Raw genomic sequence first — 26,285 nt, 5'->3', positions numbered from 1 at the left:
AAGCCGAACGCGGAGCAACCTCTGCGGCCAGTTCGACGCGGGAACGATCCTGCAATGAAACTCAGGTCGCGTCCGCGTGACTGACCAACCCCTTGATCACCACCGCTGCCGTGGCCAGGCCCGCCGGAATCACCAGCGCCGTCAGCACTTGCTCGAAATTCCAGCCCAGGCCCAGCAGGGTCGCGCCCATCCACGCCCCGAGAATCGCGCCGAAGCGGCCGATCCCGAGCATCCACGACACACCGGTCGCCCGGCCTTGGGTCGGATAAAACCGCGCCGCCAGCGACGGCATCGCCGATTGCGCGCCGTTGACGCACATGCCCGCCACCAGCACCAGCGTCGCCAGCAGCGTGATGTTGCCCAGGCTCTGCCCGACCGCGTAGGCAAACACCCCGGCCAACAGGTAGAAAATGCCGATGACCTTGTGCGGATTGAAGCGGTCCATCGCCCAGCCTACGCCCACCGCGCTCAACACTCCGCCAAACTGGAACAGCGCACCGATGAAGGCCGCCTGCTCCATGCTTGCGCCGCTGTCGCGCATCAGGGTCGGCAGCCAACTGGTCAGCAGGTACACGATCACCAGACCCATGAAATAGGTCAGCCACAGCAGCAACGTGCCGACGCTGTAGGTGCCGGAAAAAATCACCGCAAACACGTTGCGCGCTTTCACGGTCTTCTGTTCCGGCACGCTGAAACTCGCGGCCTGCGCGACGATGGCTGGATCAATCGGTGCGAGGGTCTTGCGCACCTTGTCGGTGCCGCGATTGCGCACCACCAGATAACGCGCCGATTCCGGCAGCCAGAGCAGCAACACCACGGTGAGGATCAGCGGCAGGATCCCGCCGATCAGTAACAGGCTGTGCCAGCCGAATGCCGGGATCAACTTGGCCGAAATAAACCCGCCACCGGCCATGCCCAGGTTGAAGCCGCAGAACATGCTGGTCACCAACAGGGACTTCTTGCGCTCCGGGGTGTATTCCGACAGCAGCGTGGTGGCGTTCGGCATCCCGGCGCCCAGTCCCAGACCAGTGAGGAAACGCAGCACCAGCAACTGATCGACATTGGTGGCGTAGGCCGACGCCAGGCTGAAAGCGCCGAACAGAAAAACCGCGCCGACCAGTACGACTTTTCGCCCGAAGCGGTCAGCCAGCGGCCCGGAGCCCAGCGCACCGAAGACCATTCCGATCAGCGCGGCACTCATCACCGGGCCGAGGCTGGCGCGGTCGATGCCCCAGTCCTGGGACAGGGCCGGCGCGATAAAACCCATGGCCGCGGTATCGAGGCCATCGAGGAACACAATCAGGAAACACAGGATCACGACGCGCCACTGATAGCGCGAGATCGGTTGGGCATTGATGAAGGACTGCACGTCGAGGCAGTGACCTACAGCGGACTGAGGCTGGTTCATTATTTTTATTCCACGCAAGAAAACGCAGTCGAACGGCGGCCGGCCAGAGAGCGGCACGGTCACAACTATATAAGGAAGAAATCAGGCGTTGCGCTAATACCGGCAACAGGAACGGGAGCGGCGACAGTCGGGGAACGTGCGCATGGGAAGTTGCCTCTTGTCATTATTATGGGAGTCGACGATCCGGCGGGCTCATTCACATTCGCGCCGGATGACGCTGCCGCGACATTAATGATCCGGGGGTTTTAGCGTCAATTCGATAAACGCAACTCTGTGCGTTTATCGAACAGCTTCATCAGGCGAACAACTGCGCACTGAGGTCGCGACTGGCGCTCAACAGGCCCGGCAGAAAGCGCTGCTCGAGCTCGGTACGACTGACCCGACCGGCGTGGGTGCTGACATTGAGCGCGGCCACCACCTGGCCGGAAGCGTCATACACCGGCACGGCAATCGAACGCAGACCTTGTTCCAGTTCCTGATCGACGATGCACCAGCCCTGCTGCCGGACTTCCTGCAGACATTCGAGCAAGGCGTCGGGGGTGTGAATCGTGCGGCTGGTCTTGGCCACCAGTTCGGCGTGGTCGAGGTATTCGCGCAGCGAGGTGTCGTCCAGCGCCGCCAGCAGGATTCGCCCCATAGACGTGCAGTACGCCGGCAAGCGCCCGCCCACCGACAGGTCCACCGAAATCAGACGCTGGGTGGTGGCCGAACGGGCAATGTAGAGAATGTCGTCGCCTTCCAGCGTGGCCATGTTGCAGGCCTCGTGCAGTTGCTCGCTCATGCGGTCGAGGTACGGCTGGGCCGAGACCGCCAGCGGCGTCGACGACAGATAGGCGTGACCGAGGGTCAGCACTTTCGGCAGAAGCGAATAAGTGCGCCCGTCGGTGGTGGCGTAGCCGAGCTTGATCAGTGTGTGCAGGCAACGGCGCACGGCGGCGCGGGGAATTTCCGTGCGGTGGCTGATCTGGGCGATGGTCAGGTGGCGCTTGCGCTCCTGAAACGCCTGCACCACCGCCAGGCCACGGGCCAGGGAGGTCATGAAATCCGGATCGCCGGTCAGGGCCTGGATACGCTTGGCCGGCGAAGCGACGATCGGCGGCGCTACCGAGGTGAAGGAATTGCGCATTTGATCGTTCATGTCAGGTCCTTTTTTTCTTGTTCGGATCAACGGCTATACAAGCGGCTCGTCGGCAGATACACAAGCGACAGACCGCCAACACCGGGCGATTATCGAACCGTCGACCGATAATCGCAATCGCCCTCACCTCCTCGTTTGGGTTGTGCGCAACAGATTTGAACTTGGAACGCCGGTGCGGTTTAAGCGCCTTAGTTGTCCGACTAAATGGCGCCAGAAATCAAACACTGCGCAACGGCGATGCAACTATTGATGAAAGTTGGACGTCACAAAACAATCACACATCCAGAACCGTTTTTAACTTGGCAAAGATAGGCAATCCCGATTCGGCCGCTATAATGCACCTCAGTGACACCGCGCTTTTATTTGCCGACGGTGCCACCCGCTGGCGCGATGTCCATCGCTGCCGGCCCCGGCCAGCGCCTGATGCTCATTATTCATGCACCGCCAGCGCGCTCGCTGAAACAGGAAACTGATGCTGCGTCAGTTTTAATCTGGTGCCGTAGCCGCCTGCTACATGGAAGTCCTGACCGTCTTCCCGACAACACCGCTGCCTGTACAGGCAAGTCCTTGTTGGCGATTCGGTTAAATGATTCGTGCAGTGCGTTCACCAGACATTTATCTCAACTCATACAGGTAGCACTGTGACGAAAGACGAACTGCGCGCGGAACTTGAGCGCCAGGAACAACGTTACAAGGAAGTTTACGGCGGGGAAGTCACCACCTACGCCGCCCAGCCCGAACCAGAACGCAAAGCCTGGCGTAAACGCCCTACCGTTCAGGATCAGGTCTTCCAGCAAGAACTGAAAAAAATGGAAGAGGAACTCAAAGCCGAAGAGCCTTGACGCCGTCCTTTGCATCTTTCGAGGGTAAGCGTACTCACCGGGTTACAAGCACGGTGGGCTGACGATGCCTTGCGCGCCCGCTACCCGCGGGCAGCGGCCAACTCCCCCTGTATTGCACAGGCTGGGAGCATGTCAGACGCGTTTCTCAGATATTTCATACAAGTTTCGGCCCCCTCCCGACAACCGGCCAATCCCCCGACTCCTCGCATTTTTCCCAATAGAATCAAAGGCTTGAAAATCCCTGCAAAAAGCTTGGGTAATGCCCCCTGATACAAATTAATTCGTTGAAGAATGTTACCGATGAGCAGGTAGGGGATCGATTTCCAGTCTTTTCTGGCATAATCGCGCCCCCTTATGACCGGGTCAGAAAACCTTCATGATCGATTTATTCAGCGGACTGGATGCCTGGGTGCTTGTGAGCCTCCTGCTCGCCCTGACATTTGTCCTCGCCTTCGAGTTCATCAATGGATTTCATGACACCGCTAACGCGGTAGCCACTGTTATCTACACCAAAGCGATGCCGCCTCACCTGGCGGTGTTCTTCTCGGGCGTGTTCAACTTCCTCGGCGTACTGCTGGGCGGCGTTGGCGTGGCGTATGCCATCGTGCACCTGCTGCCGGTAGAACTGTTGATCAACGTGAACACCGGCCATGGTCTGGCGATGGTGTTCTCGCTGCTCGCCGCCGCGATCGCCTGGAACCTGGGCACCTGGTACTTCGGTATCCCGGCCTCCAGTTCGCACACGCTGATCGGTTCGATCCTCGGTGTCGGCCTGGCCAACGCCCTGATCAACGAAATTCCACTGGCTGACGGCGTCAACTGGCAGAAAGCGATCGATATCGGTGCCTCGCTGGTGTTCTCGCCAATGGCCGGCTTCCTGATCGCCGCGCTGGTGCTGATCGGCCTGAAGTGGTGGCGTCCGCTGTCGAAGATGCACAAGACGCCGGAACAGCGCCGCAAGATCGACGACAAGAAGCACCCACCGTTCTGGAACCGCCTGGTCCTGGTGATCTCGGCCATGGCCGTGAGCTTCGTGCACGGTTCCAACGACGGCCAGAAAGGCATCGGCCTGATCATGCTGGTACTGATCGGTATCGTGCCTGCGCAGTTCGTACTCGACCTGAACAGCACCACCTACCAGATCGAACGTACCCGCGACGCGACCCTGCACCTGAGCCAGTTCTACAAGCGCAACGCCGACACCCTGGGTGAATTCCTGGCCCTGGGCAAAAGCGTGGAAGGCGACCTGCCGGAGAAATTCCGTTGCAACCCGCAACAGACCGAACCGACCATCGCCGCCCTGCTCGACACCCTCAAAGGTGTAGCCGACTACCACTCGCTGTCCGCGGAAAGCCGCATCGAAGTGCGTCGTTACCTGCTCTGCCTGGACGACACTGCGAAGAAAGTCAGCAAACTGCCAGGCCTCGCCCCGCGTGAAAAGGCTGACCTGGACAAACTGCGCAAAGACCTGACCACCACCACCGAATACGCCCCGTTCTGGGTGATTCTGGCGGTCGCCCTGGCCCTGGGCCTTGGCACCATGGTCGGCTGGAAACGCGTGGTACTGACCATCGGCGAGAAGATCGGCAAGCAAGGCATGACCTACTCGCAAGGCATGTCGGCCCAGATCACCACCGCCAGCCTGATCGGCATGGCCAACATCTTCAGCCTGCCGGTGTCCACCACCCACGTCCTCTCCTCGGGCGTGGCCGGCACCATGGTCGCCAACAAAAGCGGCCTGCAAGGCGGCACGGTGAAAACCATCCTGCTGGCCTGGGTCCTGACCCTGCCAGCCACCGTGGCCCTGTCGGCCGGCCTGTTCTGGCTGGCCTCGAAGGCGCTGGGCAGCTGATAGACCGCTGTAATGAAAAAGGCGTGATTCGCAAGGATCACGCCTTTTTTGTTGCTTCCAGAAATGGGACGCAGAGCGTCCCGGGCTGCATTCCCACGCGGAGCGTGGGAACGATCAAAGCAAAAGCAAAAGCAGTCGCTTTTCGCCTCTAACCACTCAACACGATGAGCGTTAGCTCGAGTACCGCTCTTGACGTGCCGGCCCCATCGGAAGGCTGAGTGGAGGGATTTATCCGGGGGTGGGAGCGCAGCGACCGTGCGGCGAAGCCGCATGCATCGAGAGGAGGTGCAGCGAAGCAAACCGTAGGCGATGCCCCCGGATGAATCCCGGAACGAAGGAACACCGAGCCAAAGCGAGGTGCCGAACGCCGGGGCCCAGCCTTTTGGTTCCTTTTTGGCGTCTGAAAAAGGGACTCGCCGTAAGGGCGAAACCGCCAGCGGCAGCACCCGCAGAAACGGATATTCACCCAAAACAACCCAAAGCATGGTCGGCCCAACGGCCGCCAAGACACAAAAAAAAAGGGCAACCGAAGTTGCCCAAAATGCCTTGCGTGCTCATCAAATCCGGAAGAATCAAGGCTTCTTGCGCTTGTTCGCATCCTTCCAGATAAAAAATCCAAACCCTGCAAAAAACAGAACCATCAGGCCCACAGTCAGGACCCCGGCAAACACCACGTTATCGAAAAACATGACTGGCCTCCTGGCCCCTGCTTTGCTGCGATGGAACTAAGTTAACCAATCAGGCAGGCGCAGGAATTGACCGGGATCAATGCCGGTCACAGAGAGGAGGAAAGGAAGGGAAATAACTGACCTGCATCAACGGATGCAGGGGAGATCAACGCTTTTTCGGTTTGTTTTTCGGCTTTTTCTTCGGTTTACCCAACGGCATGGCCTGCTCGAAAGCCTGGCGTACTTCATTCAGGCGCTTCTCGTTGAGGTCATGAACCCGCTTGGCGCGTTCGGTGTTGAGGTCGATCAGCTTGTCGTCTTGGCTCATGGCGTTCGGTGCATCGCTTGGACTGAATCACAACTGCCGCTTCAACGGCAGGACTGCGCCAATAATGCGGCCTGGCGCGAACGCTGACCAGCCACTCGCCTGAACCCTCTACAACATTTCATGTACCGCCCACCGGATTTGCTTGCACAATCGGCGCCTCGCCCTGAACCCGAAGGATCTGCGCCGTGCCCCTGCATCAGGACCTGCCACCGCTGATGGCCTTGCGTGCCTTTGAGGCCGTGGCCCGTCATTTGAGTTTCATCAAGGCTGCCGATGAGCTGTCGGTGACCCAAAGTGCGATCAGCCATCAGGTGCACAAACTCGAAGAGTTCCTCGATCAGCGACTGTTCGTGCGCCGCACCCGGGCGATCGATCTGACACCCGCCGGCGAACACTACTACCGGCAGATCGAACCGGCCCTCGCCGCGATTGCCGCCGCCACCCACGACCTGCGCGGCGAACGCCCCACCAACCTGCGCATCGGCCTGCTCGCCTCTTTCGCCACCTTGTGGCTGGCGCCGCGTCTGGCGGATTTCAACGCAACTTACCCGAACATCCACGTCGAACTGCTGCCCGCCGTACAACTGGCGGATGTCGACGCCGGCGAGGTGGATCTGGCGATCCGCTACGGCAAGGGCGGCTGGCCGAAAGTTCAGGCCCGCCGGTTCATGGGCGAGACCCTGACGCCGGTGTGCAGCCCGGCGTTCAAGGCCAAGGGCGTGAGCAAAGGGCCGTTGCTGATGGCCAAGTCGTACCAGCCGTTCGAGTGGATCGACTGGCAGCAACACAGCGGCATCGATCTGGCTCATGTGCCCAGCGTCATGCTGCACGACTACAACATCGTCGTCGAAGCCGCGGTTGCCGGCCAGGGCGTTGCCATGGGCCGCCAGCGAATGATCGAACGGCGAATCAAGGAAGGCGCGCTGGTGCCAGCCTTCGACACGCCGCCGATGCTCGGCGAGATCGGTTATTGGCTGGTAACCCCACAACGCCCGCCCACATCGGCGGCACAAAGTTTCTGCCAGTGGCTGGAGGAAACCGCGAACGCATGAGTTTTTTGGATGCGTCGGATTAAATCTATCCGTTTGTCGCCCTTCGCTCGCACTAACATGCTGAAGCCCTCACTCAGGAGGACTTCCCATGACCGATTCCCTCAGCCAACGCGTTCAACAACTCGGCCTGCGTCTGCCCGAACCAAGCCAGCCGATCGCCAACTACGTCAACCACGTGGTCAGCCAGAACCAGCTGTTCATCTCCGGGCAGGTTCCATTGCTCGACGGCAAACCTGCGTTCATCGGACGACTGGGCGAAGCGATCTCCGACGAAGAAGGCGCCAACGCCGCTGAACTGGCTGCCTTGGGCCTGCTCGCCCAGTTGAGCCATGCGCTGGGCGATGACCTGTCGAAACTGGTGCGCATTCTGCGCCTCGGGGTTTTCGTGGCCGCCACGCCGGACTTCAAGGCTCAGGGCGTCGTCGCCAACGGCGCCTCGAATCTGCTGGTCAACGCCCTCGGCGACAAGGGCCGACACGTGCGCACCGCGGTCGGCGTGGCGAGCCTGCCGGCCGGCGTCGCGGTGGAAATCGACGCAATCTTCGAGCTCAAGCCGTGAACATCGACGACATCTTGCGGCTGCGCGCCGCCACGCCCGGCTGCGCCCAGGTGATCCACTTCAACCACGCCGGCGCCTCGCTGCCAAGCCACGCCACCCTCGATGCAGTGATCGAACAGCTGCAACGCGAAGCACTCGGCGGGCCGATGGAGTCGGCAGACAACCGGGTCCAGGAACGCGCGCGCAATGCGGCCGCCGCCCTGCTCAACGCCCAGCCCGAAGACATCGCCTTCGCCAGCAGCGGCTCGGCGGCCTGGAGCCAGGCGTTCAACGCGCTGGGGCCGTGGCAGCCCGGCGAACGGATTCTGGTGGGTCGTCATGAATGGGCCGGCAATCTGGCGTGCATGACCGAAGCGGTGAAGGCCGGCGCGCGGCTCGAAGTGATTCCTTGCGACGCCCACGGTGCAGTCGATCCGCATGCCCTGGCGCAAATGATCGACGGCCAGGTGCGGCTGATCGCACTGACCTGGCTGCCGGCCAACGGCGGTCTGATCAACCCCGCCGCGCAGATCGGCAATGTCGCGCGGCGCCACGGCATCCCTTATTTCATCGACGCCGGCCAGGCACTGGGACAGTTGCCCTGCGATGTTCAGGCCTTGCAGTGCGACGTGCTCAAGGGTGCCGGACGCAAGTTCCTGCGCGGGCCGCGCGGCACGGCGTTGATGTACATCCGGCCGCAATTCCTGCAACGGCTGCTCCCCGTGCAACGCGATGTACTGTCGGCGCCGTGGGACGGCAAGCGCTTTACTCTGCGTGACGACGCCCGCCGCTTTGAAACCAGCGAGGTATCGCTGGCCCTGCTGGCCGGTCTGGCCAATGCGCTGGAGGAGTACAACCGCCTCGGCGCGATCCCCGTCCGCCAGCGCATCGAACAACTGAGCAGCGGATTGCGCCAACGACTGAAGGCGATTCCCGGTCTGACACTGAGGGATCTCGGCGCGGCCAATCAACAATCCGGGCTGATCGCCTTCACGCTTGAAGGCTGGGACAGCGTGGCGCTGAAACAGACGTTGGCCGAACGACGAATCAACATCGGCGCCAATGGCGTGGCCTACACGCCGCTGGACATGCAGGCGCGCGGGCTGACAAATATTGCGCGGGTGGCGGTGAGCTACTTGAACACACAAGAAGAAATCGACGTGTTGCTGGAAAACCTGACAGAGCTGGCCGCCCGGCCTCAGATTTCGATGTCGACCCAAAGCCCCTGACGCGGCTGATCTTCCATCAACGGCGCCACCGGCACGGTGTTGTCGGCATTCAGTTCGGTGCCGGGCACGGCGAGGTGAGCTTCGGGGTCGTCGTCGGCTTCGCGGCGACGGCGATCGCGTTCCTGCTGGCGACGCTGCTCTTCGCGCAGCAGATAGCCGTCCTCTTCCGGATCGCGCTTTTGCAGGTCGATGGTGCTTTCGTTTGAGCTTTCCTGCACCGGCACCACAGGGGGAATATCCGGTCGCTGGCGGATCGGATCCTGCTGGGAGGTGATCGGCACGGCGCTCAGGGGGAGCATCGGTGGCAGCATATGAGGGTCTCCTGTCAGAAGGTTATCGGCGGCGCCAGGGGTGCCTTGAGCCATCGGTCGCAAACTTGTGACCGGTTTGGCACTCAAGGGTGCCGCAACATCCCGTAAAACCGATGCATGACCTAATCTTCCCTGCAATTGGCCGATTGCGGTTAAAAGCCGGGCCGAGGCTCCTTATCCTTTGGCCTCGGGCCCTCATTCCGTTAAGATAGCCCGCTTTTTCAAGGTGGGAGTCAGGCAGCATGGCGCAGCAGTATCAACCGGGGCAACGCTGGATCAGTGACAGCGAAGCAGAGCTTGGTTTAGGCACCGTTCTGGCACAGGACGGCCGCTTGTTGACCGTGCTTTACCCGGCCACTGGCGAGACTCGCCAGTACGCGCTACGGAATGCGCCCCTCACCCGCGTGCGGTTCTCGCCCGGCGACTCGATCACTCACTTCGAAGGCTGGAAGATGACTGTCCAGCAAGTCGACGACGTCGACGGCCTGATGGTCTACCACGGCCTCAACGCGCAGAACGAAGCGGTCACCCTGCCGGAAACCCAACTATCGAACTTCATTCAGTTCCGTCTGGCCAGCGACCGTCTGTTCGCCGGGCAGATCGATCCGCTGGCGTGGTTCTCCCTGCGTTATCACACTCTGGAACACACCAGCCGCCAGTTGCAGTCTTCGCTCTGGGGCCTGGGCGGCGTGCGTGCGCAACCGATCGCCCACCAGTTGCACATTGCCCGTGAAGTCGCCGACCGCATCGCGCCGCGCGTATTGCTGGCGGACGAAGTGGGTCTGGGCAAGACCATCGAAGCCGGCCTGGTGATCCATCGCCAGTTGCTGTCGGGCCGCGCCAACCGCGTGCTGATCCTGGTGCCGGAAAACCTCCAGCACCAATGGCTGGTGGAAATGCGCCGCCGCTTCAACCTGCAGGTCGCGCTGTTCGACGAAGAACGCTTCATCGAAAGCGATGCCACCAACCCGTTCGAAGACACCCAGCTGGCCCTGGTGGCACTGGAGTGGCTGGTCGACGATGAAAAGGCACAGGACGCCCTGTTCGCTGCCGGTTGGGACCTGATGGTGGTCGACGAAGCCCACCACCTGGTGTGGCACGAAGAGAAAGTCAGCCCGGAATACTCGCTGGTTGAACAGCTGGCCGAAGTCATTCCCGGCGTGCTGCTGCTCACCGCCACCCCGGAACAACTCGGCCAGGACAGCCACTTCGCCCGTCTGCGCCTGCTCGACCCGAACCGTTTCCATGACCTGGCCGCCTTCCGCGCCGAGAGCGAAAACTATCGCCCGGTGGCCGAAGCCGTTCAGGAGCTGCTGGACAAGGGTCGCCTGTCGCCGGCCGCGCACAAGACCATCCACGGTTTCCTCGGCAACGAAGGCGAAGCCCTGCTCACCGCCGTCAACGATGGCGACACCGAAGCCAGCGCCCGCCTCGTGCGTGAACTGCTCGACCGCCACGGCACCGGCCGCGTGCTGTTCCGTAACACCCGCGCCGCCGTGCAGGGTTTCCCGGAGCGCAAACTGCACCCGTACCCGCTGCCATGCCCGGACGAATACCTCGAACTGCCCCTGGGCGAACACGCCGAGCTGTACCCGGAAGTCAGTTTCCAGGCCCAGCCGGACGCCAGCGAAGAAGAACGCTGGTGGAAATTCGACCCGCGCGTCGAGTGGCTGATCGACCAGCTGAAAATGCTCAAGCGCACCAAAGTGCTGGTGATCTGCGCCCACGCCGAAACCGCGATGGACCTGGAAGACGCCCTGCGCGTGCGCTCCGGCATCCCGGCCACGGTGTTCCACGAAGGCATGAACATCCTCGAGCGTGACCGCGCCGCCGCCTACTTCGCCGACGAAGAGTTCGGCGCACAGGTGCTGATCTGCTCGGAAATCGGCAGTGAAGGTCGCAACTTCCAGTTCGCCCACCACCTGGTGCTGTTCGACCTGCCGTCGCACCCGGACTTGCTGGAACAGCGGATCGGTCGTCTCGACCGGATCGGCCAGAAACACATCATCGAACTGCACGTGCCGTACCTGGAAACCAGCCCGCAAGAGCGCCTGTTCCAGTGGTATCACGAAGCACTGAACGCGTTCCTCAACACCTGCCCGACCGGCAACGCATTGCAGCATCAGTTCGGCTCACGCCTGCTGCCGCTGCTCGAAGAGGCCGACGACGGCGAGTGGCAAGCGCTGATCGACGAGGCGCGCACCGAGCGCGAGCGCCTGGAAGCCGAGCTGCACACCGGTCGCGACCGCCTGCTGGAACTCAACTCCGGCGGCGCCGGCGAAGGTGAAGCGCTGGTCGAGGCCATCCTCGAACAGGACGACCAGTTCGCCCTGCCGATCTACATGGAAACCCTGTTCGACGCGTTCGGCATCGACAGCGAAGACCATTCGGAAAACGCCCTGATCCTCAAGCCGAGCGAGAAGATGCTCGACGCCAGTTTCCCGCTGGGCGACGACGAAGGCGTGACCATCACCTACGACCGCAACCAGGCGCTGTCACGCGAAGACATGCAGTTCATCACCTGGGAACACCCGATGGTGCAGGGCGGCATGGATCTGGTGCTGTCCGGTTCGATGGGCAACACCGCCGTCGCGCTGATCAAGAACAAGGCGCTCAAGCCGGGCACCGTGCTGCTGGAACTGCTCTACGTCAGCGAAGTGGTTGCCCCGCGTTCGCTGCAATTGGGCCGTTACCTGCCGCCGGCCGCCCTGCGCTGCCTGCTCGACGCCAACGGCAACGACCTGTCATCGCGCGTGGCGTTCGAGACCTTGAACGATCAACTGGAAAGCGTGCCGCGCGCCAGCGCCAACAAGTTCATCCAGGCCCAGCGCGATCAGCTGACGCCACGGATCAACGCCGGTGAAGACAAGGTCACCCCGCGTCACGCCGAGCGCGTCGCCGAGGCCCGCCGCCGTCTGGCAGCCGACACCGACGAAGAACTGGCACGCCTGACCGCGTTGCAGGCGGTCAACCCGACCGTGCGCGACAGCGAACTGGACGCCCTGCGCAAGCAGCGTGAACAAGGTCTGGCGATGCTCGACAAGGCCGCGCTGCGACTGGAAGCGATCCGGGTGCTGGTGGCGGGCTAAACCGCCCTGCTCCATCGCCCAAAATGAAAAGGCCCGCAGCGATGCGGGCCTTTTTGTTTGCCTGATATTTATCCTGCGCGGCTGATTGCCTCTTCGCGAGCAAGCCCGCTCCCACAGTTGGCCGGTTTCCTTCAGGAGGAAATGCGGTCGAGTGTGGGAGCGGGCTTGCTCGCGAAAGCGATTACGCAGTCACCGCTGCGCCCTCTGGCTCAACCACCGCCACCAGCCCGTCCTTCATCCGCTTCGCATCCCGCACAAAACAGCGCGAGGCGAGGAACAGGAACACCATGGTCAGGAACAACGCCACCGGAATCAGGTACATCGCATCATGCAGCCCGACGGCCTTGAACGCCTCGGTCATCTGCTCGGCGCCCGCGGCGGCCATCGCCGACTTGGCGAAGTGATCCGACAAACCACCGACCACCACTGGTCCCAGACCGCCCCCCAGCAAATACAACCCGGCAAAGAACAGCGCCATCGCCGTGGCCCGCAGGCGCGGTTCAACCACGTCCTGAATCGCCGTGTACACACAGGTGTAGAAGTTGTAGGCGAACAGCCAGCCCACACTGAACACCGCGACGAACACCCCGATCTCGATGCGCCCGGCATGCAGCGCCCACGCCGTGCACAGGGTCGAGATGATCAGGCTGAACGCGGCAAACAGCAGTCGCCCGTTGGCCACCCCCTGGTGAATCTTGTCGGCAATCCAGCCACCGAGGGTCAGGCCGATCAATCCGGTCACACCGACGATCACCCCGGTCGCCACCGCCGCTTCCTGCAACGGCATCAGAAAATAACGCTGGAGCATCGGCACCAGGAATGAGTTGCAGGCGTATGTCGCGAAGTTGAAGCACAGCCCGGCCATCACCAGCCACAGGAAGGTCGGCACGGCGAGGACGCGGCGGATCGGCTTGTCGACTTTCTCCTGGGACACCTGCACGGTTTCCGCCGCACCGCGCTTGGGTTCCTTGATGAAGAACATGAACACCGCCAGCACTAGCCCCGGCACGGCGGCGATGAAGAACGGCGCGCGCCAGCTGTCGAACGCCTTGACCATCCAGCCGATGGTGAAGAAGGCCAGCAGCAATCCGAGCGGCAGGCCGAGCATGAAAATGCCCATGGCCCGGGCCCGGCGATGGGCCGGGAACAGATCGCCGATCAGCGAGTTGGCGGCGGGCGCGTAACTGGCTTCACCAATGCCGATGCCCATGCGCACCAGCAGGAAACTCCAGAAACTGCCGACCAGACCGTTGACCGCCGTCAGCGCGCTCCAGGTCGCCAGGCCCCAGCCCATCAGTTTGCTGCGCGAACCGGTGTCGGCCAGGCGGCCCAGTGGTAATCCGGCAATCGCGTAAACCAGAGTGAACGCGGTGCCGACGATCCCCAGCTGGAAGTCGCTGAGGTGCCACTCCATGCGGATCGGCTCGATGATGATCGCCGGTATGGTGCGATCGAAGAAGTTGAACAGGTTGGCAAGGAACAGCAGGAACAGAATGCGCCAGGCATTCGCCGCTTGGGTCGAGTTCTGCATGGGTCCGTCTCTTTATTGTTATTAGGGCTTCACTGCCAACGCATCGAGCCCGGAACCTGCAATCTAGTCACGCTCGTCGGGGCTGTCTGTGATCATTCGCAAGCCTGATGACGGGCCATGGCCGTGTAACGAAACGTAAGCCCTTGAAATGCTTCGAATCCCCCGAAAACCGGGGGTTTTGCAGAAAAATCCGGCAATGAAAAAATACTTTCACGCCCCCCTTCCCAACGCCGTGGCGAAGCCTAGAATGGCCGCCGGATCCGTCCGGATCCTGCCGATCAACCCCTTTGATATCCCGCCCATGTCCGAAGTCAGTCCGTGTCTGAATTGCGGTGCCTGCTGTTCCCATTTTCGTGTGTCATTTTTCTGGGGTGAATGCGCATCCTCCGGCGGGACCGTGCCCGATGAACTGGTCACCCAGATCACGCCCAGCCGGGTCGCGATGATCGGCACCGACCGCAAGGCGCCGCGCTGCACCGCGCTGGAGGGCGAAGTCGGAACAGCCGTGAGTTGCACGATCTACGACAAGCGTTCCAGCCCCTGCCGGGAGTTCGAAGCGTCGTGGGAAAACGGCGAACAGAATACCGACTGCGACAAGGCACGTGCCCGTTTCGGCCTGCCACCGCTGCAACCGCACTGGAACGAAGTCGCCTGAATTCAGGCGCTTCAACGCTTAGAGCCAATCGCTATGACGCTAATGCCGAAATCATTAGCGCCAATGTGCCACTACCGCTTGCACGGCAAAAACCGCCTCTATACTGCAAACATTCGCCTGCGTTGATGACGCAGTAAGGACGTATTCAGAGACGGGGCATGCTATGGAGTGGCTTGGTTTGCAATTTGTTGCCGAGCAGCCGGAGAGCGGGCAGGTCATCCTCAATTGCACACACAATCCCCTGTTGGTGCTGGTGGCCTATCTGGTTGCCTGCGCCGCGAGTTTTGCCACCCTCGACATGGCCGAACGGGTCGCCCACGCTGAAGAGCCCGGTTCGCAACGCCTGTGGCGCTGGATCGGCGCAACCTGCCTGGCCGGCGGCATCTGGGCGATGCACTTCATCAGCATGCTGGCGTTCCAGGCGCCGATCGACATCCAGTACGACCTGCCCGTGACCCTGTTTTCCCTGGTGATCGCGTTACTGGCGTCCTGGCTGGCGATGCACACCCTGAGCACGCCCCAACCGAACCTGCTGCAGTACCTCAAGACCGCCATCGTCATCGGCCTCGGCATCGCCGGCATGCATTACGTCGGCATGGCCGCCATCGAATCCGCCGCCACGGCCTACTACGAGCCCACCCTGTTCCTGTCGTCGATCGTGATCGCCATCGGCGCCAGCTTCGCGGCGTTGTGGGTCGCCGGCAACTTGCGCGAAGGCAGTGGCCTGCACATCCAGATGCTCAAATACCTGGCCGCGCTGATTCTCGGCGCCGGCATCCTCAGCATGCATTTCACCGGCATGGCGGCGCTGCAACTGGTGCTGCCCGAGGGGCAATTGCCGATCCTGGCGTCGCAATCCAGTCACCTGCAACTGGGCCTCACCGTCGCCCTGATCACGTTGCTGATCCTGGGCAGCGCGATCAGCGCCGCGCTGGCCGACAAGAAGCTGCAGAACAAGGAACACGATCTGCGCCGGGTCAACGCCCTGCTCAGCCAGCTTGATCAGGCGCGCATGTCGCTGCAGCACGTGGCCAACTACGACGCCCTGACCAACCTGATCAACCGACGCGGTTTCAATCAGATCTTCGCCGAAAAACTCAGTCAGAAATCCAGCGAAGGCGGGATGCTGGCGGTGATGTTCCTCGACATCGACCACTTCAAACGCATCAACGACAGCCTCGGCCATGACGCCGGCGACGAACTGCTCAAGGTCATCGCCCAGCACATCAAGGGCTCGGTGCGCAGCCATGAAGACGTGGTGGCGCGATTCGGCGGCGACGAGTTCTGCATCCTCATCGGCCTGCGCGACCGCGAAGAAGCGCGCAATCTGGCTCAGCGCATCATGCTCAAGATGAAAGAACCGATCGAACTTGCCGGACGACGCATGGTGATGACCACCAGCATCGGCATCAGCCTGTTTCCCGAGGACGGCTCGACCTGCGATGAACTGCTCAAGCATGCGGATCTGGCGCTGTACCAATCCAAAGGCGCCGGGCGCAACGGCGTGCACTTTTTCGATTCCAACCTGAAAAACCGCGCCAGCCTCGAACTGCAACTGGAGGAAGAGCTGCGCCACGCGCTGCGTCAGGAAAACGGTCTGCTGCTGTATTACCAGCCGATCTTCGAACTCAAGACCGGCAAGGTCACCAAGCTCGAAGCGCTGATCCGCTGGCAGCACCCGGTGCACGGCCTGCTCACCCCGGATCGCTTCATTGCCATCGCCGAAAACAACGGCCTGATTGCCGAGCTCGACAACTGGGTCCTGCGCAAGGCCTGTGAAGATCTCGGCGAGCTGTCGCGCCATGGCTGTGAAGAGCTGAAGATCGCCTGGAACTGCTCACCGTTGAATCTGGCCCGGGAAGAGCTGGCCAATGAAATCGAGCACGCCTTGCGCAGCGCCGGGGTCGCCCCGGAACGGCTGGAACTGGAGGTCACCGAAAACGCCTTGATGGGCAACATCGCCAACACCCTGGTGCTGCTGCGGCAGATCCGCGCCCTCGGCGTGTCATTGTCGATCGACGACTTCGGCACCGGCTATTCGTCGCTGGCCTATCTCAAGCGCCTGCCGCTCAACACCCTCAAGGTCGACCGCTCGTTCATCCTCGACATCCCCAAGGCCACCGCCGACATGGAAATCGTCCAGGCGATCATCGTCATGGCGCACACCCTGCATTTGCAGGTGGTCACCGAAGGCGTCGAAAGCCTGGAGCAATACGAATTCCTCGAGCGCTCGGGCTGCGACTTCATTCAGGGCTACCTGCTCAGCCGTCCGGTGCCACTGGCCGAACTGCGCCCGGTACTGGAGGAAATCAACCAGCGCAAACACGCGCACGTGCTCAATCCGCTGAGTCTGGCGCGCGGTACATTTGCACCAGTGTCGCTGGATCCTTCTGCAAAAAGCCTTGTGCCCCATGCAGGCGCATCAGTTGTGCGGCCAATCCGCTGATCGGTGTGGCCGAACCGGTTTCCCGGGAAAACTTAACCGCGGTATCCAGATCCTTGAGCAGCGTGCGCACGTGCCATTTCACCGGCTCGAAACGGCTTTCGGCCATTTGCGGTGCAAGAATCTGCAACGGTTTGGAATCGGCAAAACCACCGGCCAGCGCATCGGCGATAAGGCTGGCATCGACCCCGGCCTGCTCGGCCAGCGCCACCACTTCGGCGATCACCAAAGCGTTGCAGGCGACGATCATCTGATTGCAGGCCTTGGTCACCTGACCGGCGCCGACGCCACCCATGTGCGTGACGCGCTGCCCGAGTTCGAGCAGTACCGGTCGTACGCGATCAAGATCCGCTGCATCACCGCCCACCATGATCGCCAGGCTGCCGGCTTCGGCGCCGACCACCCCGCCGGACACCGGCGAATCGAGCCAGGCCATGCCTGTCTTGTCGGCCAGTTCGGCCGCCATTTCACGGGTGGCCGTCGGTTCGAGGCTGGAAAAATCCACCAGCAACTGACCGGGTTTCGCCCCCTCAGCCACGCCGGCCGGACCGAACACCACTTCGCGCACCACCGCCGTGTCGGCCAGGCACAGCATCAGCACGTCAGCCTGCTCACAGAGTTCGGCGGGAGTCGCCACCTGCCGGGCGCCGGCCTCGACCAGCGGCGCGCACTTGGCCGGGTTGCGGTTCCACACGGTCAGCGGGTAACCGGCGGCCAGCAGACGGCGGCACATCGGCAGGCCCATCAGGCCGATTCCGGCAAAACCCAACGAAGGTCGCGTTGACATCATTTAGCCTCCTTTTGATTAAAGATCGCCGAATAATGGCCGATCCATCATCAATCAGGAAAGGATTCCCCCGCGCGGCACTCAGGTCATACCCCCTGACGCACGGGCCAAACACGCGCAAGAAAAAGACGCGAGATTCCCATTCCGTGAGGTTCGACGACAGCGGTCGTTGAACCAACCAGTCCAGGTAGATGGCGCTCAATGACTTCTAAAAACAATCCGGCCACTGCGGTATCCGATCTGACTCTGAGCCCTGCGGCGAACAGCCCTGCCCCGATGAAACCATTGCCCCCCTCGCGCCCGCTGGGCACCCAGCAATACCTGTACTTCACCGAAACCAATACCGACCGCATCCTCGACAACCTCGATGGCCTGCGTGACCTGGTGTTCCCGCGCCCGCCGCACCTGGAAGGCGACAACGAACAGCACAACGATCAGGAATTCCCGTCGGTGTGCCTGATCGGCCTCGGTCGCTGCGGTTCCAACATCGCCCTCGACGTGGCGGAGCTGGTGTACAACGCGCGCAAGTTCTACCTCAACGAATTCAACAGCGAAGATCGCGCGGCTGACCGTCGCCTGGCCTCCGACAAAGGCTACGGCCCGGCCCAGTGGATCAAGCAGAACCTGCGGATCGGCCCGAACAAGTCGACCAAACCGGTGTTCCTGGTGGAACCGCTGGTGATGCTCGGCGACCTCGACAAGGACATTGCCGGGCGTATCCGTTTCTCGCGCAAGGGCGAAAAAAGCGGTTTCCTGCGCGACTACAGCAAGATGAAGATCATGGACTTGTCCGAAGTCCACGCCGGTGGCGCCGGTAACGCGCCGATCCTCGGCCAGTACCTGGCAAAGATCATCCTGAACAAGGACACCCAGCGTTTCTCCAGCCCTGACTGGAAAATGATCCACTCGTACCTGATCGACAGCTGCGGCATCAAGGCCAACCAGTCGCGCCTGTATTTCTCGATCTTCAGTGCCGGCGGTGGTACCGGTTCGGGCATGGCCTCGGAATTCGGCCTGGCCCAGCAGCACTCGTACATGAACAAGACGTTCGACACCAAGCCGATGGACGAGCATGACGGCAAGAGCGGTCATTCCTTCGTGTTCGAACCGATCTTCACCAGCGGCATCTGCGTGCTGCCGAACATTTCCGACCACCGCAGCGAAATGTCTGAGGCGCTGCACATCAACGCCGGCCGCCTGCTGTGCAAATACCTCTCGGAAGAATGGGATTTCTCGTACAACTTCGCCAACGAAGACAGCAGCGAAGCCAGCGTCATGGGCCGTATCCGCCCATGGAACGCGATGATGCTGATTTCCAACGACATCATGCGTTACGCCGAAGAGAGCGATGACGGCAACATCCAGAACATTGATGTCAATGCGATGGAGAAGCACGCCAACCAATACATCTCGCAGCAGATCTTCAACATTCTGACGGCCCAGGCGGTCACGACCGACTACGACCAGAACTATTTCCGTCGCGCCGGCATCGACATCGGCGAGACCATTCGCCTGGACGCCAACGACCTGTTCATGAGTCTGGCCGGCCCGGTGGCGATTGCCTACGCCGAATCCGTGGTGCCGGAAACCCCGCCGCCGAGCAGCGACAAGTTCAAGGTGTTCGACAAAGAGCCGCAGCGCCTGAACATCGACGACCTGTTTTTCCGCTCGATCGACCTGCCGCACTTCAACAAGGTGACCCAGGCCATCGAAGGCATCAGCCTGCTGCCGATCGAGTCCAAGCGTTATCGCGCCTCGCTTGAGCAATACAAGAACTCCGGCTACGACGCGGCTGCGCTGCACGACCTGCACTTCTTCAAGAACTGCTCGTCGGTGGTCTCGATCGTTTCGCTGCCGAAAGACTACAAGCTGTCGTACATGGACCTGAACCGGTTGAAGACTCACCTCAACAGCCTGTTCCCCAACACCACGCTCAAGCGCTACGCGCTGGTGATCGGCGCCTCGGCCAACCTGTCGCTGACCACCCTGATCGCCAAGAGCCCGTGCCTGTCGGACGACTTCCTGACGCTGATCGTGGCATTCATCAAGCGTTGCTTTGCCAAGACGCCGTACCGTTTCGACGAGACCCTGGACAACTCGATCCTCGATTTCATCATTCAGGAAGAGTTCGACGAGGACCGCATCGACGACCTGCTCAACGAATTCGAGAACCCGGCGAAGATCCTCGATACCAACTGGTACGCGATCAAGCCGATGTACGAGAAGAAGTACCGCGAGTTGATCAACGACAAAGAGAAGTTTGTCTCGATCAATGACATTCGCCTGTCGCGCGATTGCGTGAAGAAGTCGATCAAGTACCTGCGCGAGATCTACCGTCACCGGATCGGCAAGACCAAGGTTATTTCCCTCAATAACCATACGGGCAAGACTTACTCGGTCTGACATCAGACCGAGGCGCCGCCATCGCGAGCAGGCTCGCTCCCACATTGGAATGCGTTTCCTGTGGGAGCGAGCCTGCTCGCGATGGGGCGCTCAAATTCCCCGATTTATTCAGCCTTTCCAACATCCCGAAACAATTAAGCAGCCGTCAGGCTGCTCAATAAACTGTGCCCGTTACGTTTACGTCACCGTTATGCCACCCCCGCCTGTGGCATTTCTCTACGGCAATCGGCCATCACGCTACTCCGCTACACACTTTTTTCCGGTCAGCGCCCGCACCAATAGGGTGCAACCCGTCAGGTCGCTGCTCTTTCCTGGATCAGGATCCACGGCCGGACTACCACCGCCCACATCTCGGGATCACGCTCGAAAATATCCAGCGCCCGCGTTTCAGACAGCTTGGCGACCTTGTCTTCGGCCAGCCAGGCAGCGACTTTCTCGCCCTGATCCGATGCCACGGCCTCGGCGACCGCGATCAAATCCAGGCTGGCGTCGACCCACAATAGGGCACCCTGGGCATAGAAGCGCTCCAACTCTTTCCAGGTAATAGATGCGGTTTCACCAAGCAGCTTGGCATAGAGGGTGCTAGGTTCTTGATTCATGGGACTGTCCGGAAAAGAAATCGGCGCGAATGATAACGTCGGTGGTCCGGCAGAAAAACCCGGTTGCAAAAGGCCGTACCGAACGAAAAGAGCAGGAACGCCAAGGAATGCTGATGATTGGGGCACAAGCCCTCTGAACGTCCCGCCGCAATTCTGTCTTTTTCTTTCATTAAAGCGACACCCTCAGGTTTTGCCCCCTGGCGCCAGCTTCCCAGGCCAACAACCGGCGCTCTACACTGTACCGGTACAGTTGCCGGGGGCTTTTCCGGAGGGTATCGCCCAGATATCTGTCCCGGTTCTGCTGCTACGGCGTCAGGACTCTAAAAAATACAACAGTAAGAGTGGAGCACTATGACTAAGGCTACTAAGCAGATTTCCAAACTGTTTGCCGCTATGGTTCTGGCCGGGGTTGCCAGCCATTCGTTCGCAGCTGACACCATCAAGATCGGTATCGCCGGCCCTAAAACCGGTCCAGTAGCCCAGTACGGCGACATGCAGTTCAGTGGCGCGAAAATGGCCATCGAACAGATCAACGCCAAGGGCGGCGTCGACGGCAAGAAGCTCGAAGCCGTTGAATACGATGACGCCTGCGATCCTAAACAAGCGGTAGCGGTCGCGAACAAGGTCGTCAACGACGGCGTCAAGTTCGTGGTCGGTCACCTGTGCTCCAGCTCCACCCAGCCTGCTTCGGACATCTACGAAGACGAAGGCGTGATCATGATCACCCCGGCTGCCACCAGCCCGGACATCACCAACCGTGGTTACAAAATGGTCTTCCGCACCATCGGTCTGGACAGCGCCCAGGGCCCTGCCGCCGGTAACTACATTGCCGATCACGTGAAACCGAAAATCGTCGGCGTGCTGCACGACAAGCAGCAGTACGGTGAAGGCATCGCTACCGCCGTCAAATCCACCCTCGAGAAGAAAGGCACCAAGGTTGCCGTGTTCGAAGGCGTCAACGCCGGCGACAAGGACTTCTCCGCGATCATCGCCAAGCTCAAGCAAGCCAACGTCGACTTCGTCTACTACGGCGGCTACCACCCGGAGCTGGGCCTGATCCTGCGTCAAGCCCAGGAAAAAGGCCTGAAAGCCAGGTTCATGGGTCCGGAAGGCGTGGGTAACGACTCGATCACCCAGATCGCCAAGGACGCGTCCGAAGGCCTGCTGGTGACCCTGCCGAAGTCCTTCGACCAGGATCCGGCCAACGTGGCCCTGGCCGATGCATTCAAGGCCAAGAAAGAAGACCCGAGCGGTCCGTTCGTGTTCCCGTCCTACTCGGCCGTTGAAGTGATTGCCGAAGGTATCAAGGCTGCCAAGTCCGAAGATGCTGCCAAGGTGGCTGAAGCCATCCACAAAGGCACCTTCAAGACACCTACCGGCGACCTGAGCTTCGACGACAAGGGCGACCTGAAGGACTTCAAATTCGTGGTTTACGAGTGGCACAACGGCAAACCTAAAACCGAAGTGTCGCCTCAGTAAGGCGCTGCCTGACTGACTGCCAATAAAGCCCACGGCGTGCCGTGGGCTTTGTTTTACGAATGTATTGGGCCGCGCTGGCGTGATCCGCCAGTCTCCCCACCTGAAAATCTCAAAACCGTCATCAGCGGTTCGCTGGCAAAACCCGGATTCGAAGTGGATATAGATCCACGGGACCGGGCGGGAAAATGACTCCACCAGTGAAATGCGTATCAGGTTTTTAGGAGCGCTGTAATGCCTGACATCTATCACTTCTTCCAACAGCTGGTTAACGGCTTGAACGTTGGCAGCATGTATGCCCTGATCGCCATCGGCTACACGATGGTCTACGGCATCATTGGAATGATCAACTTCGCCCACGGCGAGGTGTACATGATCGGTTCCTACGTGGCGTTCATCGCCATCGCCGGGCTGACCATGATGGGACTCGAAAGCGTCCCGCTGTTGATGACCGTGGCGTTCATCGCCAGCATCGTCGTCACCAGTTCCTACGGTTACAGCATCGAACGCATTGCCTACCGCCCGTTGCGCGGCAGCAACCGTCTGATCCCGCTGATTTCCGCGATCGGTATGTCGATCTTCCTGCAGAACACGGTTCTGCTGGCGCAAGACTCCAAGGACAAAGCAATCCCCAACCTGATTCCGGGCAACTTCGCCTTCGGCCCGGGTGGCGCACATGAAGTGCTGATTTCCTACATGCAAATCGTGGTGTTCGTGGTGACCCTGATCGCCATGCTCGGCCTCACGCTGTTCATCTCCCGCTCTCGCCTGGGCCGCGCCTGCCGCGCCTGCGCCGAAGACATCAAGATGGCCAACCTGCTGGGCATCAACACCAACAACATCATCGCCCTGACCTTCGTCATCGGTGCTGCGCTGGCGGCCGTCGCGGCCGTGCTGCTGAGCATGCAATACGGCGTGATCAACCCGAACGCCGGTTTCCTCGTCGGCCTCAAGGCCTTCACCGCCGCGGTACTGGGCGGGATCGGCAGCATCCCCGGCGCCATGCTCGGCGGGCTGGTGCTCGGGGTGGCGGAAGCCTTTGGCGCCGATATCTTCGGCGACCAGTACAAGGACGTCGTGGCTTTCGGCTTGTTGGTTCTGGTGCTGTTGTTCCGTCCGACCGGCATTCTGGGCCGTCCGGAGGTTGAGAAAGTATGACTAGGAATCTTAAACAGGCGCTGTTCAGCGCCTTGCTGGTCTGGGCCGTGGCCTATCCGGTACTGGGTCTGAAACTGACCATCGTCGGCATCAACCTGGAAGTGCACAACACCAGCCCGGCCATTCTGGCGACCATCGCCATCTGCTCGGTGCTGATGTTCCTGCGGGTGCTGTTCAACCAGCAGATCAGCAAGGCGTGGCGTTCTTCGCCGGGCATGCCGCTGATCCCGGCCAAGGCCAGCAACTTCCTGACCCTGCCTTCCACCCAGCGCTACTTCATCATCGCGCTGATCATCGGTGCGCTGGTGTGGCCGTTCTTCGGCTCCCGTGGCGCGGTGGACATCGCGACGCTGATCCTGATCTACGTGATGCTCGGCCTGGGCCTGAACATCGTGGTCGGTCTGGCCGGTCTGCTCGACCTGGGTTACGTCGGTTTCTACGCCGTCGGCGCCTACAGCTACGCGCTGCTGTCGCACTACTACGGCCTGAGCTTCTGGATCTGCCTGCCGATTGCCGGCCTGATGGCGGCGACGTTCGGCTTCCTGCTCGGCTTCCCGGTGTTGCGTCTGCGCGGCGACTACCTGGCGATCGTGACCCTCGGCTTCGGGGAAATCATCCGCCTGTTCCTGCGTAACCTGACCGACATCACCGGCGGCCCGAACGGCATCAGCAACATCGAGAAACCGACGTTCTTCGGCCTGACCTTCGAACGCAAGGCTGCGGAAGGCCTGCAAACCTTCCACGAGTATTTCGGCCTGCAATACAACTCGATCAACAAGGTGATCTTCCTCTACCTGGTCGCCCTGCTGCTGGCGCTGGCGGCGCTGTTCATCATCAACCGCCTGCTGCGCATGCCGATCGGCCGTGCGTGGGAAGCGCTGCGTGAAGATGAAATCGCCTGCCGTGCGCTGGGTCTCAACCCGACCGTGATCAAGCTGTCGGCGTTCACCCTGGGCGCGAGCTTCGCCGGTTTCGCCGGCAGCTTCTTCGCCGCCCGTCAGGGTCTGGTGACGCCGGAATCGTTCACCTTCATCGAGTCGGCGATCATCCTCGCCATCGTGGTGCTGGGTGGCATGGGCTCGCAGTTGGGCGTGATTCTCGCGGCCGTGGTGATGATCCTGCTGCCGGAAATGATGCGTGAGTTCAGTGAGTACCGCATGTTGATGTTCGGCGCCCTGATGGTGCTGATGATGATCTGGCGACCTCAAGGTCTGCTGCCCATGCAACGTCCTCACATGGAGCTGCGCAAATGAGCCGCGAGATCCTGAAAGTCGAAAATCTGAGCATGCGCTTCGGCGGCCTGCTGGCGGTCAACGGCGTGGCCCTGACCGTCAAAGAGAAACAGGTGGTGGCACTGATCGGGCCGAACGGCGCGGGCAAGACCACCGTGTTCAACTGCCTGACCGGTTTCTACCAGCCATCGGGCGGCAGCATCCTGCTGGACGGCGAGCCGATCCACGGCCTGCCGGGCCACAAGATCGCCCTCAAAGGCGTGGTGCGCACCTTCCAGAACGTGCGCCTGTTCAAGGACATGACGGCGGTCGAGAACCTGTTGATCGCCCAGCACCGTCACCTGAACACCAACTTCCTGTCCGGCCTGTTCAAGACCCCGGCGTTTCGCAAGAGCGAGCGCGAGGCCATGGAGTTCGCCGAGTACTGGCTGGAAAAGGTCAACCTCAAAGAGTTCGCCAACCGCCCTGCCGGCACCCTGGCTTACGGTCAGCAACGTCGCCTGGAAATCGCCCGCTGCATGATGACCCGTCCGCGGATCCTCATGCTCGACGAACCGGCCGCCGGCCTGAACCCGAAGGAAACCGAAGACCTCAAGGCGCTGATCAGCGTGCTGCGTGAAGAGCACAACGTGACCGTGCTGCTGATCGAACACGACATGAAACTGGTCATGAGCATTTCCGACCACATCGTCGTAATCAACCAGGGCACGCCCCTGGCCGACGGCACGCCGGAGCAGATCCGTGACAATCCTGAAGTGATCAAAGCCTACCTGGGGGAAGCGTAAATGCTGCAGTTCGAAAACGTTTCCACCTTCTACGGCAAGATCCAGGCCCTGCACAGCGTCAACGTCGAAGTCCGCCAGGGCGAGATCGTGACCCTGATCGGCGCCAACGGTGCCGGCAAGTCCACCCTGCTGATGACGCTCTGCGGTTCGCCGCAGGCCCACAGCGGCAGCATCCGCTATATGGGTGAGGAACTGGTCGGCCAGGACTCGTCGCAGATCATGCGCAAGAGCATTGCCGTGGTGCCGGAAGGCCGTCGAGTATTTGCCCGTCTGACCGTCGAAGAAAACCTGTCCATGGGCGGATTCTTCACCGACAAGGGCGACTATCAGGAACAGATGGACAAGGTTCTCGGACTTTTCCCACGCCTGAAAGAACGCTTCAACCAGCGCGGCGGCACCATGTCCGGCGGCGAACAGCAAATGCTCGCCATTGGCCGTGCGCTGATGAGCAAGCCGAAACTGCTGCTGCTCGACGAGCCGTCGCTGGGCCTGGCACCGATCATCATCCAGCAGATCTTCGACATCATCGAACAGCTGCGCAAGGACGGTGTGACGGTGTTCCTAGTCGAACAGAACGCCAACCAGGCGCTGAAAATCGCTGACCGCGCCTACGTTCTGGAGAACGGCCGGGTGGTGATGCAAGGCACTGGCGAAGCGCTGCTGACCGACCCGAAAGTGCGCGAGGCGTATCTCGGCGGTTGATGGATCGCGCGCGATAACGAACGGCCCTCCGGGGCCGTTTTTTTTATGCCCTGAGAATG

22 protein-coding genes are annotated in these 26,285 nt (G+C 61.1%); 14 read left to right on the top strand and 8 right to left on the bottom strand.

Going from position 1 to position 26,285, the window contains the following annotated elements; all coding sequences use genetic code 11:
• Positions 1-61: 61 nt before the first annotated feature.
• Positions 62-1,408, bottom strand: a complete 1,347-nt coding sequence (locus K3819_RS06545; protein WP_011332817.1) for an MFS transporter — start codon at positions 1,406-1,408, stop codon at positions 62-64.
• A gap of 295 nt (positions 1,409-1,703) precedes the next feature.
• Entirely contained in the window at positions 1,704-2,546 is an 843-nt protein-coding gene (pcaR, locus tag K3819_RS06540) for a pca regulon transcriptional regulator PcaR (protein WP_007917109.1), read from the bottom strand.
• A gap of 641 nt (positions 2,547-3,187) precedes the next feature.
• Between pcaR and K3819_RS06535 the strand changes: the two genes are divergently transcribed.
• Together K3819_RS06535 and K3819_RS06530 are read left to right on the top strand one after the other, a co-directional pair.
• On the top strand, positions 3,188-3,388 hold the full coding sequence (locus tag K3819_RS06535; protein WP_007957826.1) for a hypothetical protein: 201 nt from the start codon (positions 3,188-3,190) through the stop codon (positions 3,386-3,388).
• 376 nt (positions 3,389-3,764) lie between these two features.
• Complete coding sequence (locus K3819_RS06530) at positions 3,765-5,240, top strand: inorganic phosphate transporter (protein WP_039771417.1); 1,476 nt, start codon at positions 3,765-3,767, stop codon at positions 5,238-5,240.
• 572 nt (positions 5,241-5,812) lie between these two features.
• Here the strand turns inward: K3819_RS06530 and ccoM are convergent.
• Together ccoM and K3819_RS06525 are read right to left on the bottom strand one after the other, a co-directional pair.
• The gene (gene ccoM / locus K3819_RS29565) at positions 5,813-5,929 is read right to left on the bottom strand and encodes a cytochrome c oxidase subunit CcoM (protein WP_007959205.1); all 117 of its coding nucleotides are present in this window, start codon (positions 5,927-5,929) and stop codon (positions 5,813-5,815) included.
• A gap of 145 nt (positions 5,930-6,074) precedes the next feature.
• Positions 6,075-6,236, bottom strand: a complete 162-nt coding sequence (locus tag K3819_RS06525; RefSeq protein ID WP_007959203.1) for a hypothetical protein — start codon at positions 6,234-6,236, stop codon at positions 6,075-6,077.
• 185 nt (positions 6,237-6,421) lie between these two features.
• On the opposite strand from K3819_RS06525, the gene K3819_RS06520 reads away from it, so the two are divergent.
• The 3 genes from K3819_RS06520 (at position 6,422) to K3819_RS06510 (ending at position 9,055) form a co-directional block, all read left to right on the top strand.
• The gene (locus tag K3819_RS06520) at positions 6,422-7,288 is read left to right on the top strand and encodes a LysR substrate-binding domain-containing protein (protein WP_221398870.1); all 867 of its coding nucleotides are present in this window, start codon (positions 6,422-6,424) and stop codon (positions 7,286-7,288) included.
• Between the two features lie 88 nt (positions 7,289-7,376).
• Positions 7,377-7,847, top strand: coding sequence for a RidA family protein (locus tag K3819_RS06515; protein ID WP_221398869.1), 471 nt, complete (start codon positions 7,377-7,379; stop codon positions 7,845-7,847).
• Positions 7,844-9,055, top strand: coding sequence for an aminotransferase class V-fold PLP-dependent enzyme (locus K3819_RS06510; protein ID WP_221398868.1), 1,212 nt, complete (start codon positions 7,844-7,846; stop codon positions 9,053-9,055). Before K3819_RS06515 ends, K3819_RS06510 begins: the two co-directional genes overlap by 4 nt.
• Here the strand turns inward: K3819_RS06510 and K3819_RS06505 are convergent.
• Positions 9,025-9,366 (bottom strand): hypothetical protein, encoded by a 342-nt coding sequence (locus K3819_RS06505; RefSeq protein ID WP_007959194.1) that lies wholly within the window; start codon positions 9,364-9,366, stop codon positions 9,025-9,027. The two genes, K3819_RS06510 and K3819_RS06505, sit on opposite strands and share 31 nt — an antisense overlap.
• Positions 9,367-9,608: 242 nt before the next feature.
• Between K3819_RS06505 and rapA the strand changes: the two genes are divergently transcribed.
• On the top strand, positions 9,609-12,455 hold the full coding sequence (rapA, locus tag K3819_RS06500; RefSeq protein ID WP_039771405.1) for an RNA polymerase-associated protein RapA: 2,847 nt from the start codon (positions 9,609-9,611) through the stop codon (positions 12,453-12,455).
• Positions 12,456-12,636: 181 nt separating this feature from the next.
• Here the strand turns inward: rapA and K3819_RS06495 are convergent, their stop codons facing one another.
• Entirely contained in the window at positions 12,637-13,986 is a 1,350-nt protein-coding gene (locus K3819_RS06495) for an MFS transporter (RefSeq protein ID WP_221398867.1), read from the bottom strand.
• Between the two features lie 301 nt (positions 13,987-14,287).
• On the opposite strand from K3819_RS06495, the gene K3819_RS06490 reads away from it, so the two are divergent.
• On the top strand, positions 14,288-14,641 hold the full coding sequence (locus tag K3819_RS06490) for a YkgJ family cysteine cluster protein (protein WP_039771496.1): 354 nt from the start codon (positions 14,288-14,290) through the stop codon (positions 14,639-14,641).
• A gap of 163 nt (positions 14,642-14,804) precedes the next feature.
• Positions 14,805-17,087 carry a bifunctional diguanylate cyclase/phosphodiesterase gene (locus K3819_RS06485; RefSeq protein ID WP_221398866.1) on the top strand — a complete coding sequence of 761 codons (2,283 nt, stop codon included), beginning with the start codon at positions 14,805-14,807 and terminating at the stop codon, positions 17,085-17,087.
• Here K3819_RS06485 and K3819_RS06480 read toward each other — a convergent pair.
• A complete protein-coding gene (locus K3819_RS06480) occupies positions 16,978-17,874 on the bottom strand; it encodes an NAD(P)-dependent oxidoreductase (protein ID WP_178076183.1) in 897 nt (298 codons plus the stop codon). The genes K3819_RS06485 and K3819_RS06480 overlap by 110 nt on opposite strands.
• 198 nt (positions 17,875-18,072) lie before the next feature.
• On the opposite strand from K3819_RS06480, the gene K3819_RS06475 reads away from it, so the two are divergent.
• Positions 18,073-20,274 carry a hypothetical protein gene (locus tag K3819_RS06475; RefSeq protein ID WP_085612374.1) on the top strand — a complete coding sequence of 734 codons (2,202 nt, stop codon included), beginning with the start codon at positions 18,073-18,075 and terminating at the stop codon, positions 20,272-20,274.
• Positions 20,275-20,567: 293 nt separating this feature from the next.
• Here the strand turns inward: K3819_RS06475 and K3819_RS06470 are convergent, their stop codons facing one another.
• A complete protein-coding gene (locus K3819_RS06470) occupies positions 20,568-20,873 on the bottom strand; it encodes a DUF2288 domain-containing protein (protein ID WP_085612373.1) in 306 nt (101 codons plus the stop codon).
• Between the two features lie 351 nt (positions 20,874-21,224).
• Here K3819_RS06470 and K3819_RS06465 point away from each other — a divergent pair, with 351 nt between their 5' ends.
• The 5 genes from K3819_RS06465 (at position 21,225) to K3819_RS06445 (ending at position 26,226) form a co-directional block, all read left to right on the top strand.
• A complete protein-coding gene (locus K3819_RS06465) occupies positions 21,225-22,352 on the top strand; it encodes a branched-chain amino acid ABC transporter substrate-binding protein (RefSeq protein ID WP_085612372.1) in 1,128 nt (375 codons plus the stop codon).
• Positions 22,353-22,583: 231 nt separating this feature from the next.
• Positions 22,584-23,507 (top strand): high-affinity branched-chain amino acid ABC transporter permease LivH, encoded by a 924-nt coding sequence (livH, locus tag K3819_RS06460; RefSeq protein WP_007959165.1) that lies wholly within the window; start codon positions 22,584-22,586, stop codon positions 23,505-23,507.
• Positions 23,504-24,760: a high-affinity branched-chain amino acid ABC transporter permease LivM gene (locus K3819_RS06455; RefSeq protein ID WP_039771392.1), complete on the top strand. Its 1,257-nt coding sequence runs from the start codon at positions 23,504-23,506 to the stop codon at positions 24,758-24,760. The genes livH and K3819_RS06455 overlap by 4 nt, the downstream gene beginning before the upstream one ends.
• Positions 24,757-25,524: a high-affinity branched-chain amino acid ABC transporter ATP-binding protein LivG gene (gene livG / locus K3819_RS06450; protein WP_007959160.1), complete on the top strand. Its 768-nt coding sequence runs from the start codon at positions 24,757-24,759 to the stop codon at positions 25,522-25,524. The genes K3819_RS06455 and livG overlap by 4 nt, the downstream gene beginning before the upstream one ends.
• Positions 25,525-26,226 (top strand): ABC transporter ATP-binding protein, encoded by a 702-nt coding sequence (locus K3819_RS06445; protein ID WP_003222380.1) that lies wholly within the window; start codon positions 25,525-25,527, stop codon positions 26,224-26,226.
• Positions 26,227-26,285: the final 59 nt, after the last annotated feature.

Origin of the sequence: Pseudomonas sp. 3-2 (genome assembly GCF_019710535.1) — a bacterium.
Classification (GTDB): Bacteria; Pseudomonadota; Gammaproteobacteria; order Pseudomonadales; family Pseudomonadaceae; genus Aquipseudomonas; species Aquipseudomonas pharyngis.
Note: the sequence above shows the minus strand (reverse complement) of the source record. Positions and strands in the feature narration are given on the sequence as shown.

Coding starts and splice junctions, on each gene's coding strand:
- K3819_RS06545 (WP_011332817.1), bottom strand. CDS start 1,408: ATGAACCAGCCTCAGTCCGCTGTAGGTCACTGCCTCGACGTGCAGTCC.
- pcaR (WP_007917109.1), bottom strand. CDS start 2,546: ATGAACGATCAAATGCGCAATTCCTTCACCTCGGTAGCGCCGCCGATC.
- K3819_RS06530 (WP_039771417.1), top strand. CDS start 3,765: ATGATCGATTTATTCAGCGGACTGGATGCCTGGGTGCTTGTGAGCCTC.
- ccoM (WP_007959205.1), bottom strand. CDS start 5,929: ATGTTTTTCGATAACGTGGTGTTTGCCGGGGTCCTGACTGTGGGCCTG.
- K3819_RS06525 (WP_007959203.1), bottom strand. CDS start 6,236: ATGAGCCAAGACGACAAGCTGATCGACCTCAACACCGAACGCGCCAAG.
- K3819_RS06515 (WP_221398869.1), top strand. CDS start 7,377: ATGACCGATTCCCTCAGCCAACGCGTTCAACAACTCGGCCTGCGTCTG.
- K3819_RS06505 (WP_007959194.1), bottom strand. CDS start 9,366: ATGCTGCCACCGATGCTCCCCCTGAGCGCCGTGCCGATCACCTCCCAG.
- rapA (WP_039771405.1), top strand. CDS start 9,609: ATGGCGCAGCAGTATCAACCGGGGCAACGCTGGATCAGTGACAGCGAA.
- K3819_RS06495 (WP_221398867.1), bottom strand. CDS start 13,986: ATGCAGAACTCGACCCAAGCGGCGAATGCCTGGCGCATTCTGTTCCTG.
- K3819_RS06490 (WP_039771496.1), top strand. CDS start 14,288: ATGTCCGAAGTCAGTCCGTGTCTGAATTGCGGTGCCTGCTGTTCCCAT.
- K3819_RS06485 (WP_221398866.1), top strand. CDS start 14,805: ATGGAGTGGCTTGGTTTGCAATTTGTTGCCGAGCAGCCGGAGAGCGGG.
- K3819_RS06480 (WP_178076183.1), bottom strand. CDS start 17,874: ATGATGTCAACGCGACCTTCGTTGGGTTTTGCCGGAATCGGCCTGATG.
- K3819_RS06475 (WP_085612374.1), top strand. CDS start 18,073: ATGACTTCTAAAAACAATCCGGCCACTGCGGTATCCGATCTGACTCTG.
- K3819_RS06470 (WP_085612373.1), bottom strand. CDS start 20,873: ATGAATCAAGAACCTAGCACCCTCTATGCCAAGCTGCTTGGTGAAACC.
- K3819_RS06465 (WP_085612372.1), top strand. CDS start 21,225: ATGACTAAGGCTACTAAGCAGATTTCCAAACTGTTTGCCGCTATGGTT.
- livH (WP_007959165.1), top strand. CDS start 22,584: ATGCCTGACATCTATCACTTCTTCCAACAGCTGGTTAACGGCTTGAAC.
- K3819_RS06455 (WP_039771392.1), top strand. CDS start 23,504: ATGACTAGGAATCTTAAACAGGCGCTGTTCAGCGCCTTGCTGGTCTGG.
- livG (WP_007959160.1), top strand. CDS start 24,757: ATGAGCCGCGAGATCCTGAAAGTCGAAAATCTGAGCATGCGCTTCGGC.
- K3819_RS06445 (WP_003222380.1), top strand. CDS start 25,525: ATGCTGCAGTTCGAAAACGTTTCCACCTTCTACGGCAAGATCCAGGCC.